Origin of the sequence: Salinicoccus halitifaciens (assembly GCF_021026095.1) — a bacterium.
Lineage (GTDB): Bacteria > Bacillota > Bacilli > Staphylococcales > Salinicoccaceae > Lacicoccus > Lacicoccus halitifaciens.
In genome coordinates, this window is the sequence record NZ_JAJNCU010000001.1 from 93,352 (window position 1) to 108,081 (window position 14,730).

Sequence of the window (14,730 nt, forward strand, 5' to 3'; positions counted from 1 at the left end):
GAATAGTAAAAGCCTAATATATAAATGAGAAAGCACAGCCTCCGCCGGCTGTGCTTTTTTGCATTCAGACGGGGTATAGGGGTAGTACATCAACTTTCAAAGGGGCGGTTCAAATGGTTTCAATATATTTTGCAGCGAAGAACACGATTTACAAGGCGGTTGAAGATGATGGATGGACGCTTCAGGAGATCGAGGGGCCGGAGGACATCCGGAGCGTCGCTTATGATGAAGTCTCCGGACGGCTGTATGCCGGCACTTTCAATAAAGGACTCCACGCAAGTGACGACGGCGGCGCTTCGTGGCAGCAGCTCGGAGAAGAAGTGTTACATTCAAGGGTGATGAGCCTTGCCGTGAGCAGGACCGAACAGCTCGGAGAATTCAGTGTGCTCTGGGCGGGGACGGAGCCGAGCATGCTGTACCGGTCGGAGGACGGCGGCATGACGTGGATGGATTCGAAGGCACTGCTGGAACTCCCTTCCGAGCCGGAATGGAGTTTCCCGCCGAGGCCGGAGACGCATCATGTCCGGACGATCCAGCCGGACCTCCATGAAACGGGACGGGTATTTGCAGGCATAGAACTCGGCGGCGTGATGAGGAGTAATGATCACGGCGGATCATGGGAGGACCGGAAGCCCGGGTCGCACCATGACAGCCACTCCCTCAAGGCGCACCCTTATGTGGCAGGCCGGATTTACGAAGCGGCGGGCGAAGGGTTCGCAGAAAGCAAAGACGGCGGCGATACTTGGGAGAAGTTCAATGAAGGGCTCGGAGGATTCACTTACATGGTGGATGTTGCGGCAGACCCGGGGAATCCGGATACATTGCTCGCCTCGGTCGCCAAGGGGCCTTACCAGGCATATCTGCCGGAACGGGCGCATACCCGCATGGTCCGCAGGACGGGTGAAGGCGGATGGACATTCATCGATGACGGCCTGCCGGAGCCGGACGGTTCATCAGTTTTTGCACTTTTGACGGATGATACGCAGAAGGGTGTATTCTACGCGTTGAACAACACTGGACTCTATATTTCAAAAGATGCCGGGATGTCGTTCAAAAAGGCTGAAATGGATTGGCCGAAGACCCTTGAATACTTGCGAATCACCGATGCGGTCCTTGTGAATTGAAGGCTTTGTAGTTTATATGGTTTCCGCATGGGTAAAAGTGTAGAAATGGACTGTTTAAATGTTCAGTAAATTTCAATATGGAGCTGATATTTGTGAAAGTCAAAAACCCTATCCCACGTGACAAAGGCGTCGACAACACACTCGATCTAATGCAGGAAGGGTTCAATTTCATACCCGACCGCAGGAAGGAACTGGAGTCCGACATATTTAAGACGCGCCTGCTCGGCAGGAAGGCAATCTGCATCGCCGGGGAGGAAGCGGCTGAAATATTCTACGATGAATCGAAGTTCAAGCGTAAAGGTGCCATGCCGAAACCTTTGAAGAGCTCGCTGCTCGGTGAAGGCGGCGTCCACGGTCTGGACGGTGAAGACCACAGGCAGCGCAAGCGGATGATTCTGTCCATGATGACGCCGGAACGGCTGGAGGACATGAAGCGGATTGCCGTGGAGGAACTGGATAAAAGAGCGGCGGAATGGGAAAATCAGTCCGAAGTCGTGATACTTGATGAGATACAGAAAGTGTTCGGCGTCACCGGCATGCGCTGGGCGGGGCTACCGCTTGAAGGGGAGGACATCGAGCAAAGAGTCGACGAGCTTGTGGACATGGTCGACTTCGGCGGTTCGGATGTTGCGAGGACGGCTGCAAGTTTCACGTCGGGCATGGCATCGAGGAAAAGCCATGAGAAATGGCTGAAACAGCTAATCAAGAAGGTGCGTGCCGGCAAACTCGATGCCCATCCGAGCACACCGCTCTACATTGTGGCACACCACACCGAAAATGACGGCAAGCCGCTCGATCTGCATGCGGCAGCGGTGGATCTGAATAATGCCTACCGGCCGCTGATTGCAGCCGCTTATTTTGTCGCGTTCGGCCTGCTCGCGATCCATGAGCATCCGGGCGTCGGGGAGAAGTTGAAGACGGACAAATCCTACAGCAAGATGTTCACACAGGAAGTGCGCCGCTATTATCCGTTTGCTCCTGCGATGGTTGCAAAAGTGAAACGCAAATTCGAATGGAAGGGTCATAAATTCAAGAAGAACCGCATGGTCATACTCGACCTGTTCGGCACGAACCGGCATCCTGATGCATGGGAGGACCCTGATGAATTCAAGCCGGAACGGTTCAGGGACTGGGACGAGAGCCCGTTCTCATTCGTGCCGCAGGGCGGCGGCGACTTCTATGCCGGCCACCGCTGTGCAGGTGAATGGCTCACGGTCATGGTCATGCGCTCGACATTTGAATACATCACCAAGTCAATGACTTACGACGTGCCGGAACAGGATTTGGAATACGATATGACGAAGATCCCGGCCTTCCCGAAAAGCGGCTTCATCATCAACAATGTGAAGCGCACCGGTGTTGCGGCCGAAGATCTGAAGTTGGACGAACAGAGCCCGACCGTGGTGAAGCACAGCGCTGAATAAGGTGGAGCTGAGGCATAACTTTATATGAAAAAATGAATCCGTACGTTTGCTTTCCTGAGGCATCGCGCAAGCCTGTAGTCTTGCGCAGATGCTGTTCCCCCGGGAGTCAAACGTACGGATTTTTCGTCTCCTTCATTCAATTTATAATTTTTTAAGGACTTAAGTGCCAGCCCCTTTTCATTTTATATCCGGCTGATCATCTGTTCATTCAGCTCTGAGAATTTCTCGTTATGGCTGGAGACGATGGCTTCATCCGCCGCTTCGCCGCCGCTGATATATTGTTTGGCAAAATTCGCGGCCATCGCCGCTTCCGGGAAGCAGCTCGCAATCAGGTGCACCCGGTTGTCGTAGGTGATCTGGTCGCCGCAAGCATAAAGGCCCGGGATGCCGGTGCCGACGGTGTCCTCGGTCTCGATCATCTGATGTTCGTTCATAGGAAGATTTTGCCCAAGCCTTTTGACGAATTCACAGTCGGCATCGAAACCGTGATTGATGACGACGGCATCGGTTTTGATTTCAGTGCCGTCGGAGAGTCTCACACTTTGAATTTCATCCTGGCTGCTGTTCGGCGTGAGCTTATCGATCGCAGCACCCTTGACCACACGGACGCCTTTCTCATCGAGCTTTCCGACCATCGCCTCATGTCCCTTCAATTCACTTTTCCGGCAGACGAGCGTGACGGAGCCTGCGATGCCGCTCAAGTCATGCGCCCAGTCGACTGCGGTGTTGCCACCGCCGGAGATGAGAATTTCTTTATTCTTAAAAGACTTCAAATCCTTCACCGTATAATACAGGTTCGACATTTCAAACTTCTCGGCACCGTCGATATCGAGTTTCACGGGTGAGTAGATGCCGAGGCCGGTTGCGATGATGACGGATTTTGATGTGAAACCGCCGATTGAAGTCTCGGTCTTGAAGATATCCCCTTCCTTTGTAATATCGTGGCACGTCGTGCTTGTGGAGACGTCGGGGCCGAAAGTATACGCCTGTTCGATCAGCTGGCGGACGATTGCGTCCCCCGTATTCGCCGGCATGCCGCCGATATCCCATATAAACTTCTCCCTGTATATGTTGAGCTTGCCGCCGAGTTCCGCGTGATGCTCAATCAGTTTCACCGACATGCCGCGGAGGCCTGCGTAAAATGCAGCGTAAAGGCCGGCCGGACCGCCGCCGACGATCAGCGTGTCATAAACTTTCATTTATATTTCCCCTTTTGGATTGTATTTTCGCTTAATATGTTTTATTATAACTACATTGAGAATGATTATCAATTGATAATCAGTGCTTAAATAAAAAATCAGGGAAGTGTGTACATATGAATAGATTTGGTCTTTTATTTGCAAGTATCATTTTTGCCTCGCTGCTCGCGGCATGCGGCGGGGAAGCGACGGGTGACGATGACGGCGGCACTGCCGAAATGCGGGAGTATACGACGGATGCCGGGGAGACGATTGAAATCCCTGCAGAGCCGGAGCGCATCGTCGTCATGGCATCAAGCTACTTCGGCAATTTCAAGCATCTTGATGCGAACATGGTCGGGGCGCATACGGTCGTCACGCAGAGTGAAGTGCTTGAGCCGATGACCGAAGATGTTGAGATGATCGAGGAGGGGAACATCGAACAGATTATGAACCTCGATCCGGACCTGATCATCGCTTTTGAAACGGATGAGAATCTTGAGAAGTATGAAACGGTGGCACCGACGATTCCGGTGCAGTATGAAAAATGGAATTACCTGGACATCCATGAGGAGTTCGGCAGCATCACAGGCAACGAAGAGGCGGCTTCTGAGTGGGTGGCTGAATGGGAAAGCAAGCTTGCTGAAGACAGGGAAGCCGTTGAAGATGCGGTCGGCACCGATGTCAGTGCGAGCGTGATCGAGCAGTATGCGAAGGACATCTACGTTTACGGCACGAACTGGGGCCGCGGCACGGAAATTATCTATCAGGAACTCGGCCTGGATGTGCCGGAAGCGGTCGAAGCGGATGTTGTCGAGACGGGCTGGAAGAACATCTCGGCTGAAGAAATCGACAAGTATGCGGGTGACTTCATGTTCGTCGGCACGGGGGATTCCGGGGCGGACAATGCATACCGCGACACCAATGTATGGAAAGAGCTCGATGCGGTGCAGAATAACCGCGTGATCGAGTTTGATTCACCGACTTTCTACTATAATGATCCGTATTCACTTGAGCATCAGCGGGAATTCATCGTGGATGCGCTGACCGAATAAATACAGGCAGGTGGTTGTATGACCAGTGTGACGATTGAAAATATGGATTTGACGATCGATAAGAAGGATATATTGAAGAACATCAACCTGGAGCTCATGAGCGGTAAGATCACGACGATCATCGGACCGAACGGCTGCGGCAAATCGACGCTTTTGAAGACGGTGTCGAACATCATCCAGGCGGGTGAGGGGTCGGTCTACATCAATGACCTCGACATCCGCCGCATGAAATCGAAGGCACTTGCGAAGAAGGTGGCCATACTTTCGCAGAAGAACAGGCTGCAGTATGACTTGAAGGTGCGCGACCTGGTGAGCTTCAGCAGATATCCGTACCTGCGCAGGTTCCAGGGGCTCACTGCTGACGATCACAAAATCATCGACTGGGCGCTCTCCGAGACGGGCGCAGATGAATTCAGCGGCCGGATGATGAGCGAGCTGTCCGGCGGCCAGGCGCAGCGTGTATGGATCAGCCTGCTGCTTGCGCAGGGGTCGGACGTGCTCCTGCTCGACGAACCGACGACCTACCTCGATATCCACCATCAGCTGGAGACATTGAACATCATCCGGGATTTGAATAAAAAGACCCGTCAGACGGTTGTGATGGTGCTGCATGACATCAACCAGGCACTGAAGTATTCGGATGAAATCGTCGTGATGAACCGCGGCGAGATCGTGAGATGCGGAACACCGGCGGATGTCCTGACGAATGACATACTGAATGAAGTCTTCAACATCAACGGCAGGATCACAACGGACCCGGTCACAGGGAAACCGGTGCTCTCGGACTATGAGCTGTTCTGCCGGACGGTGAACGGGCGGGCACTTTAAATGAAAGATGGCTGGCTGGTTCTCCTTCTATGCATTTTTGCAGGCGTATCCTTCTTTGCCGCCATGATGTTCGGGGTCGAGAATTACTCGGTAGGTAAAGTGGTGGACACTCTGTTCTGGGGCGGTGAGCTTGATCGGGCCGGCGGCATCCTTTATGAGATCCGCCTGCCGAGGGTCGTTGCCGCCTTTCTGGCGGGGCTGATGATCAGCATTTCAGGCCTCATCATGCAGACGGTCACGCATAATAATCTGAGCGAGCCGAGCATACTCGGCGTGAACGCGGGTGCGAATTTCGCGATTGTCGCAGCGACGCTCGTGCTCCCGGTATTGTCTTTTGCGGCGATGCTTACAGCGGGGTTTCTCGGCGGGCTCGTGGTCGGCGTGATCATTTTATTCGTGACGCGATTCAGGTCCCCGATCCACCTTATACTTGCGGGTGCGGGGATTTCACTGTTTTTATATGCCGTGACGGATTTCCTCGTGATCACGAACAACCTCGGCCAGTACCTTGCGTTCTTCACGAGCGGCGGTGCGGCCGGGGTATCACTTGGACAGCTTGGGGTGATCGCCCCGGTTGCCGCCGTGGTGATCGTGATATTATATGTACTGTCAAAAGAGCTCGATGTGTTTTTATTCGGCGAGGAGATGTTGGCCTCGCTCGGGCAGAACCAGCGTATGTATCAGGTGATTACGCTTGTATGTGCCGTGCTGCTTGCATCGATGAGTGTCGCGATCGTCGGGAACGTCGTGTTCCTCGGCCTGCTCGTCCCGCATATCGTGAAGATGATTGCAGGGTACATGCACCGCTGGACGATTCTTTATACGGGGCTTTTCGGCGGGGCGCTGTTCATGCTGTCGGATATGGCGGCGCGGATGCTGAACGAGACACCGGTCAACGCCATCATCGCGATGATCGGGCTGCCGTTCTTCATCTACATCATCAGGACGCGGGGGCGGAAATATGCGTAATCCTTTGAAATTGGTCATCATTGCCGCACTGCTCCTGGTGACCGTCGTTTTGACCCTCGTCACCGGCACGTTCAGCTTGAGCCCCGGCGATCTTTTGGATTTAATTATGGGCCGGGCCGGGGCGGATGTGAATCTCGTATTCTACGAGTTCCGCATGCCCCGCGTCATTATCACCATTCTGTGCGGCGCGGCGCTCGCCTTAAGCGGATTGATTCTTCAGGTGATCTCAAGGAATCCGCTCGCCGACCCCGGCATCATCGGGGTCAATGCGGGAAGCGGGTTCGGGGTTGTGCTGTTCCTCATGTTCGTGAGCGGCGGGGGCAGCAACAACCTGTATGCACTGCCGGTGATGAGCTTCATCGCGGGGCTCATCACGGTACTTTTGGTGTTCGTATTGTCATTCGTGCGCGGCAGCTTCAACAGCAACATGTTCATACTGATCGGGATTGCGGTTGCGATGGGGGTGACGGGCTTTTTGTACGTCTTCACCTCAACGTTCGATGACAGACAGATGACGATGCTGAACCAGTATCTCGCCGGGAACATCTGGGGGGACACATGGGCATTCGTCGTGGTCATACTCCCGTACATCTTAGTGGTTTCCGTCTTCGCCTGGATGAAAATCAATGAAATGGCCATGCTGAACCTGGAGGATGATACGCTCCGCGGGCTCGGCATGAACGTGAACGTCGAAAAGGTGCTCCTGATTATCTGTGCGGCGATGCTCTCGAGTGTCGCGGTCAGTGTCGCCGGTGCCATCAGCTTCATCGGCCTGATCGCGCCGCATATCGCAAGACTTTTATTCAAAGTGGAAATGAAGTTCGTCTTCATCGGCACACTCGGCATCGGGGCGCTGCTGCTCAGCGTCTCCGACCTGATCGGCAAGCTACTGCTTGCACCATTGATCATTCCGGCGGGGATTGTCGTCGCACTGATCGGCGGACCGTACTTCATATATCTCCTTATGACGGCGCGGAAAGTATAAACTTTCCCGCTGTTTTTTCATGTCTCCGGTTATAGTATGATGTAAACGGGGTATAAGATGTTAATCAAATTTATTGGGAGTTGGAATCATGCAGAAAAGTATAAGTGGAATAGAGAGGCAGGAGCTTGACAACACGATGTCGAAGCGCTTCATATGGGCTGTGGCCTACGGCTCGTCCATCGGCTGGGGTGCCTTCATACTGCCGGGCGACTGGCTGAATTCATCGGGCACACTCGGTGCAACGCTCGGAATCACCATCGGGGGACTCCTGATGCTGATCATCGCCGTGGCGTACGGTGCACTGACCGCAAAATTCCCGGTGTCGGGCGGGGAGTTCGCCTTCACCTACGCAGGTTTTGGAAAATATTTCAGTTTCATCGCTTCATGGTTTCTCGTACTCGGTTACATATGTATCGTCGCCCTGAACGCGAGTGCATTCAGTCTTTTATTCAAATTCGTACTGCCGGATGTCCTCGAAGTCGGCTATCTGTATACGATCGCCGGCTGGGATGTCTACATTATGGAAGTGATCCTATCGACATTGATACTTGTGGTGTTCGCCTACATTTCATCGAAAGGGTCGGGATTATCCGGTAATCTGCAGTTCATCTTCTGCCTGTTCATGGGGCTCGTCGTTGCAGGATTGTTTGCGGCATCATTCTTTGCAGGGGACTTTTCGTTTGATAATGCACAGCCGTTGTTCAACGCCGAAAACGGCGTTTGGACATCAATCATCCTGATCGTCGCAATCGCCCCGTGGATGTACGTCGGCTTCGACAACATCCCGCAGGCGGCGGAGGAATTCAAGTTCCCGGCCGAGAAGACGTTCAAACTGATCGTTTTCGGCATCATCGCATCAATCCTGACATATGTGGCGATGATCCTGATCACTTCATGGATTTATGCGGATCAGAACGCAATCGACGGCGCGATGTGGGTGACCGGTTCCGTCATCAATTCATCGATGGGCGGCATCGGCATGACGCTGCTTGCGTTCGCAATTTCATTCGGGGTGTTCACGGGGCTGAACGGGTTTTATTTATCCTCATCGCGCCTGATTTTCGCCCTCGGACGTGCAAATTTCGTACCTGAAATCTTTGCGAAGATCCACCCGAAGAATAAAACCCCGTATATTGCGGTATGGTTCGTCCTGATTGTGACGCTTGCGGCCCCTTGGCTCGGGCGTACGGCGCTGAGCTGGATTGTGGACATGTCCTCGGTCGGCGTATCGATCGCATTCCTTGCGACCAGCCTGGTGGCGGTGAAATTCTTCAGGAACGGTGCGGAGAAGAACATGGTCTATACGGTCTTCGGCGTGCTCGGTGCGATTATTTCAGTCGTGTTCCTTGTGCTGCTGCTCTATCCGGGATCGCCGGCATCACTGTCCGTGCCGTCCTACATCGCACTCGGTGCATGGATATTGCTCGGCGCAATATTCTTCATGACACAGTTTAAGAAGATTAATGCGATGACCAAGGAAGAGCTGGACTTCCAGATATTGAAGCAGGATAACGGTAAAAAAGAATAGGTTGATGAATTGAGCGCCTGCGGGCGCTCTTTTTGTTGGAAAATTTAGGGGAGAGAGTGGTTAACAGGCACTCGTGGGCGTGACGAATACCTAATGGGATTTCTGCAGGAACTCGTGGACGTGACGAGTACCTATTAAAGCTTCCATCACATGTTCGCGCGGGCCGCGAGCATGCGCAGGAGGTGCGGCATCATTATTTCTATTGACAATACTTATGTAAACGCTTACAATAAAAGTGTTTTATTTATATTACAGGTGTGTTACAATGATTACGTTCTGAAAACATATGCACGAACTCTGATCATGAGGGAGCTATCATAATGAATGACCGGAAGATAATATGTTTATCACTGCTGGCCTGTCTGGGTCTTGCGGGATGCGGCCGGGAAGGGGAAGAGGCGGCGATCACCGGGAACGAGATGAACGCAGTCCACACCCACGAAGTACATAAAATCACCGATTTCGTCCTGGAGAATGGTTCCGGCCCGAAAATCAACGATAATAAAGCAGCGCCGGCGGTCGGACTCGATCAGGCGGTGTATGCCGGCGATGAGAAACCGGACATCAGCGGCCAGGAGCGCTTCATCAGGGAGCTTTCAGGCGTACAGTACAGTGTCGGCATGATCTGGGAGGACAGTTTCAGTCATCTGTACCGGACACTCGTGAACACGCAGGCGGACATCATCAAGGATGAAGAAAAGCAATTGACTGCAAAACAGCTTGAAGAGGTCGCACGCCAGATTGAATTGATCCACTCACAGTATTCCGACTTGGAGCAGGATCTGAATAACCTGGAAGTGCCGAAGGTGGTCGCCGATGCCGATATGGAGAACGTCGAGTCGGCGATCGAGGAATTGTCCATGGCGATCGAAAACCGCACACTCGCACTGATCGAATTCAAGTCGATCTACGAGGGAACGGATTATGATCTGCATGACGAGCTGCTTGCCATCCATGTGGAGAACAGCGATAAATACCTGAACCAGGCGGACGGCACGATAGAAGACCTTAAAAGTGCGGTCGAAGACAAATAGGCACCGGGACGAATGTCCCGGTGCCTTTTATTTAAGGGTACTGCAGAAGGGTTTTCCCGGCTGCAGTGGGTGGAATACTATTTTTTATCCTGCTCTTTGTTGTCTTTATCGTCTTTGCCGCCCTGATTGACTTTATCCATGACGCTGTCGCCTTTCTTCTTGGCGCTGTCCCACTTCTCGTTCGCATTTGAAGCAGTGTCTTTCGCTTTGTCCATGAAGTTTTTGTCAGCCATAGTTAAAATCTCTCCTTTTTGATCTGTATTTCTTGTACAGTCATACTCTACCCGCCTGTAATCCCTTTAAACATGTAACGCGTTAATTAATTTTTGGGGGCCGCTGAAAGCCCTATGTTTACTGTGGAAATACTCGGGGTATACAGTTTTATGAATCATATAATAAGGAGAGATGTCTTGTGAGCAAGAAAGTCGCAGTACTGATGGCGGATTATGTTGAAGAAATCGAATATACAAGTCCTAAAGAAGCGATAGAAGCAAAAGGCTATGAAGTGGAAGTCATTTCACCAGACGGAAAAGAAGTGAACGGCAAGAACGGCGACACTTTCCAGGCGGATAAGAGCGTCTCGGACGCCAATCCGGAAGATTATGCAGCAATCCTCGTGCCGGGCGGTTTTTCACCGGACGTATTGCGCGGCAATCCGGATAACGCCAAATTCGCCGGACATTTCCTTGAAAATAAAAAACCGACGTTCTCGATCTGCCACGGCCCGCAGTTCCTGGTCGACACGGATAAGCTGCGCGGCTATGACCTGACGAGCGTTGCGAACGTGAAGAAGGACCTTGAAAATGCCGGTGCCATCTATCATGATGAATCGGTGGTCGTGTCAGACAATCTGATCACGAGCCGCACACCGGATGACCTTGACGATTTCAACAAAGCCATCCAGGAAGCGCTGAATGAATAATAAGTGAACCCCGCTCAATGTGAGCGGGTTTTTTTATGCACAAAAAAACCCCGGATGCCCCGGAGTTTATTCCACCACTGTGATGGTCCTTGCATATGCATGAGGATTTTCAAACTGGTCGAAGACCGCGTAGGCGATCGTGTACTCGCCCGGCGTATCAGTGTCGACTTCGCCTGAAATGTATGCGGTATGCGCGATATCACGCCCGTCCGTATCGATGATTTCGATGCCTTCACGTGGGTTGAAGTCCTCGCCGACGCTGATCGTGACATCTTCCATATTATTGAAGAGCACAGTTGATGATGTGCTTTCGGATGTCCCTTGAAGCTCTGCCTCGGTCGGCGGAACGAGCGGGACCGGGTCGGTCGGGGCGTCGCTTACGGTGATGGAGCGGGTGTATTCGAACCAGCCGTTCCTGCTGTTCTCGACCCGGTATGAGACCGTGTATGTCCCCGGCGTGGATGTGTCCACGTTGTCGTTTGTGATCTGGATGTTGTCCGTGATGTTCCCGTCCTGGTTGTCGAGCGCATAGACGCCCGCCATCGGATCGAAATCATCCCCGACCTGTACATTGACGGTATCCAGGTTTCTGATCGTCGGTGCAGGATTGTTATAGGCCGCAATCTCTTCCTCCATCGTCGGTCCGCTGTAGTCTTCATAGACCGGATTCGCTTCCGCGCCCCCTGCATCTTCCACCATTTCTGCCGTGATCGGCGCAACCGGCAGGAGGCCCGCCATCACTTTCACCATAGTATTGATATTCATTTATCTGCTCACCTCATCATTGCTTTCGGTAGTATATCCTGAAGTGTATACTCATCCAGGGTTTTAAGGTAATTCTCCAGCGCGTCGTTAAGCACGAACTTCAGGCCGCATACGGGGGTGAGGACGCATTCGTTGTCATGTCTGAAGCATTCCGCCATATGGAAATTATCTTCCGTGTTCCTCACGACGTCGCCTATCTTCATATCTTCCGGTTTATATTTTAGCATAATACCGCCGCCGCGGCCACGCACAGTGTGTATATAGCCGAGCTTCGCGAGATTATGGACGACCTTCGTCAGATGATTTTTCGAGATGTTGTAGTAGTCCGATATTTCATCGATCTGCACTTTTTCATCCGTCTGCCGCGTACCGAGGTACATCAGCACTCTGAGGGAATAGTCCGTATATAAAGTCAGTTTCATATTTCTCACCTCTTGACTATACTTTACATCAAAAGCCTCAATTAATCCTTAAATTTAACATTGACAAATTTGTGAATATATTAACAAAGGGTTGTAAATCTGCCTCCCGGGGTATAACATTAAAGGTGTATAAAATATATATCTTTTAAAAGGGAGCGTTTTCATGGAACTTCATAAAAAAGAAATCATCAAGGCAACTGTACCTGCATTGGAAGAACACGGCACGACCATCACTACAGTGTTTTACCAGAACATGTTCAAAAAGCATCCGGACCTGTTGAACATGTTCAACCAGACAAACCAGAAGGTCGGCGACCAGCCGAAGGCCCTCGCATTCACAGTGCTCCAGGCGGCAAGGCACATCGATGACCTGGAGGCGATCGTACCTGCGGTCATCGGCATCGCCCATAAGCACCGCGCGCTCAACGTCAAACCGGAACATTATCCAATCGTGGGCGAAAACCTGCTCGAAGGCATCAAGGAAGTGCTGGGTGATGCAGCGACACCTGAAATCATGGATGCATGGGAAGAGTACTACGGCGAGATCGCCCAGATCTTCATCGATGTGGAAGCTGGCATGTATAAGGAAGCGGAATGGGACGGCTTCGTACCGTTCAAGGTGACCGGGAAGGACCAGCTGTCTGATGACATCGTCCGCTATACGGTGAAGAGCGACGAAGTGGACTTCGATGTCCGCGCCGGCCAGTACATCACGGTCAAAGTGGATCCGTCGGATTACCCGTACGAGGCGCTGCGCCATTACTCCATCTGTTCGATCCATACAGAGGAAGGGCTCCAGTTTGCTGTGAAGAAGGAAGGGACGGATGACACGGCAGGCGTCGTCTCCCACCATATGCACGACGACGTCCAGGTCGGAGACACGCTCGAACTGAGCGCACCTGCAGGTGACTTCCTCCTCGATCCTGCAGATGAAAAACTCCTCTTCATCGCAGGCGGCGTCGGTGCGACACCGGTCATGGCGATGATCGAAGAGGCGATTGAAGCGGGCAAGGATCCGAAGTTCATCTACAGCGTGCAGAATAAAGGGATGCACCCGTTCAAGGATGAGATGCAGGAATTTGGTGAAAGAATCGATGTGAAAGTGAAATACAGCGATGATGAAGGTTTCTTAAACCACGAAGACTTCGAAGGTCTTCAGGATCGCAGCGTCTACATCTGCGGTTCCATGCACTTCATGAATGCGATGATCAAAGTGCTGCATGAAGTCGGCTTCAGCGAAGACAACATCCACTTCGAACCGTTCGGTCCGAAGATGAGCCTCGTCGGCGAGACGGTTTAACAGGCTCCATGGACTGAGCTTGCGCCCCGGGCGGAAAATAATCTGCCCGGGGTCTTTTATTTGTTAAAATATTGGGTATATGAAGTCTATACTTATTAGGAGGGGCATCTATGACATACATATGGCTTGTGGTGGGATTTGCGCTGCTGATCAAGGGGGCGGACTGGTTTGTGGACAGTGCGTCGACGATCGCGAAGAAGCTCAGCATCTCGCCGATCATCATCGGGCTCACGATCGTCGCTTTCGGGACGAGCGCGCCTGAAGTGGTGGTCAACATCATCGCGGCACTCGAAGGCAACGGCGATATGGTCGTCGGTAACGTCGTCGGGAGCAATATCGCAAACATCACGCTCATACTCGGACTCACCGCGCTCGTCTCGCCGATCGTGGTGGAACGGAGCATCGCGAACCGGGATATGATTTTTGCGATCGGTTCGGTCTTTTTGCTGTTGCTGCTGGTGAGTGAACGGTGGTTCGGCGGCTCCGGTGAGAGTATGCTTTCGCGCCTGGACGGTCTCATCTTCCTGGCGGGCATGGCGTTTTATATGTTTTATGTATTTATGAAAGCGAAGCGCACGCGTGTTGCGACGCTCGATGAAGAGCTGCGCCTCACGGAGGCGGCGGAGCCGGGGACGGCCTCGCGCGGCTGGGCATCCCTCATTATCGTCCTGATTGTGGGGCTTGCCGGCATCATCCTCGGCGGTGAGCTTGTGGTTTCGAGCGCCACAGAAATTGCGATTGCGCTCGGTATGTCACAGGCGCTGGTTGGTCTCACGATCGTTGCGATCGGTACGTCGCTGCCTGAGATGGTGACGTCCATCATGGCTGCCGTGAAGGGCGAGACGGATATGGCGATGGGCAACCTCGTCGGCAGCGGGATCTTCAACATCCTGCTCGTGCTCGGGGTTTCGGCGGTTGTTGCGCCGCTTGCGGTCAGCAGCGTGATCATCATCGACATCTTCGTCATGATTGCGGTGACGATCCTCGTGTTCGTGATGTCGAAGTCGAGCTACCACCTGAACCGGGTGGAGGGCGGTATGCTTGTTGCGATATATATCGTGTATCTCGTATATATCATCATGAGAGGCTGATGGTTTTATTTTCTTGAAATAATTAATTTACTTGCATTCAATAAAAATCAAATCTCCTGTTTTTCGGCATATATAGATGAGGGGTGTTTTTCGCCGCTCGCATTA

The 14,730-nt window shown here is 52.5% G+C and carries 15 protein-coding genes; 11 read left to right on the top strand and 4 right to left on the bottom strand.

Features of this window, described 5'->3' with window-relative positions:
• Window positions 1–113: 113 nt before the first annotated feature.
• Window positions 114–1,124 (top strand): beta propeller repeat protein, encoded by a 1,011-nt coding sequence (locus LPW40_RS00435; RefSeq protein ID WP_230820286.1) that lies wholly within the window; start codon window positions 114–116, stop codon window positions 1,122–1,124.
• A gap of 77 nt (window positions 1,125–1,201) precedes the next feature.
• Window positions 1,202–2,548: a cytochrome P450 gene (locus tag LPW40_RS00440; RefSeq protein ID WP_230820287.1), complete on the top strand. Its 1,347-nt coding sequence runs from the start codon at window positions 1,202–1,204 to the stop codon at window positions 2,546–2,548.
• 182 nt (window positions 2,549–2,730) lie between these two features.
• On the opposite strand, the gene LPW40_RS00445 is transcribed toward LPW40_RS00440, so the two are convergent.
• Entirely contained in the window at window positions 2,731–3,747 is a 1,017-nt protein-coding gene (locus tag LPW40_RS00445) for an NAD(P)/FAD-dependent oxidoreductase (protein WP_230820288.1), read from the bottom strand.
• A 116-nt stretch (window positions 3,748–3,863) separates the two neighbouring features.
• Between LPW40_RS00445 and LPW40_RS00450 the strand changes: the two genes are divergently transcribed.
• The 6 genes from LPW40_RS00450 to LPW40_RS00475 all read left to right on the top strand — a co-directional run bounded on the left by LPW40_RS00450 (window position 3,864) and on the right by LPW40_RS00475 (window position 10,125).
• The gene (locus tag LPW40_RS00450; RefSeq protein WP_230820289.1) at window positions 3,864–4,781 is read left to right on the top strand and encodes an ABC transporter substrate-binding protein; all 918 of its coding nucleotides are present in this window, start codon (window positions 3,864–3,866) and stop codon (window positions 4,779–4,781) included.
• Window positions 4,782–4,799: 18 nt separating this feature from the next.
• The gene (locus LPW40_RS00455; RefSeq protein ID WP_230820290.1) at window positions 4,800–5,609 is read left to right on the top strand and encodes an ABC transporter ATP-binding protein; all 810 of its coding nucleotides are present in this window, start codon (window positions 4,800–4,802) and stop codon (window positions 5,607–5,609) included.
• Entirely contained in the window at window positions 5,610–6,578 is a 969-nt protein-coding gene (locus tag LPW40_RS00460) for a FecCD family ABC transporter permease (RefSeq protein WP_230820291.1), read from the top strand.
• Window positions 6,571–7,563, top strand: a complete 993-nt coding sequence (locus LPW40_RS00465; RefSeq protein WP_230820292.1) for a FecCD family ABC transporter permease — start codon at window positions 6,571–6,573, stop codon at window positions 7,561–7,563. Before LPW40_RS00460 ends, LPW40_RS00465 begins: the two co-directional genes overlap by 8 nt.
• 88 nt (window positions 7,564–7,651) lie before the next feature.
• The gene (locus LPW40_RS00470) at window positions 7,652–9,091 is read left to right on the top strand and encodes an APC family permease (protein ID WP_230820293.1); all 1,440 of its coding nucleotides are present in this window, start codon (window positions 7,652–7,654) and stop codon (window positions 9,089–9,091) included.
• 320 nt (window positions 9,092–9,411) lie between these two features.
• Window positions 9,412–10,125: a hypothetical protein gene (locus tag LPW40_RS00475; protein ID WP_230820294.1), complete on the top strand. Its 714-nt coding sequence runs from the start codon at window positions 9,412–9,414 to the stop codon at window positions 10,123–10,125.
• Window positions 10,126–10,202: 77 nt separating this feature from the next.
• Here LPW40_RS00475 and LPW40_RS00480 read toward each other — a convergent pair whose 3' ends face one another.
• Complete coding sequence (locus tag LPW40_RS00480) at window positions 10,203–10,358, bottom strand: hypothetical protein (protein WP_230820295.1); 156 nt, start codon at window positions 10,356–10,358, stop codon at window positions 10,203–10,205.
• A gap of 179 nt (window positions 10,359–10,537) precedes the next feature.
• On the opposite strand from LPW40_RS00480, the gene LPW40_RS00485 reads away from it, so the two are divergent.
• On the top strand, window positions 10,538–11,047 hold the full coding sequence (locus tag LPW40_RS00485) for a type 1 glutamine amidotransferase domain-containing protein (RefSeq protein WP_097038049.1): 510 nt from the start codon (window positions 10,538–10,540) through the stop codon (window positions 11,045–11,047).
• Window positions 11,048–11,113: 66 nt separating this feature from the next.
• On the opposite strand, the gene LPW40_RS00490 is transcribed toward LPW40_RS00485, so the two are convergent.
• Window positions 11,114–11,812 (bottom strand): immunoglobulin-like domain-containing protein, encoded by a 699-nt coding sequence (locus tag LPW40_RS00490; protein ID WP_230820296.1) that lies wholly within the window; start codon window positions 11,810–11,812, stop codon window positions 11,114–11,116.
• 8 nt (window positions 11,813–11,820) lie between these two features.
• Complete coding sequence (locus LPW40_RS00495; RefSeq protein ID WP_230820297.1) at window positions 11,821–12,234, bottom strand: RrF2 family transcriptional regulator; 414 nt, start codon at window positions 12,232–12,234, stop codon at window positions 11,821–11,823.
• 163 nt (window positions 12,235–12,397) lie between these two features.
• Between LPW40_RS00495 and LPW40_RS00500 the strand changes: the two genes are divergently transcribed.
• The gene (locus LPW40_RS00500; RefSeq protein ID WP_230820298.1) at window positions 12,398–13,534 is read left to right on the top strand and encodes a globin domain-containing protein; all 1,137 of its coding nucleotides are present in this window, start codon (window positions 12,398–12,400) and stop codon (window positions 13,532–13,534) included.
• Between the two features lie 110 nt (window positions 13,535–13,644).
• Window positions 13,645–14,625, top strand: a complete 981-nt coding sequence (locus LPW40_RS00505; RefSeq protein WP_230820299.1) for a calcium/sodium antiporter — start codon at window positions 13,645–13,647, stop codon at window positions 14,623–14,625.
• Window positions 14,626–14,730: the final 105 nt, after the last annotated feature.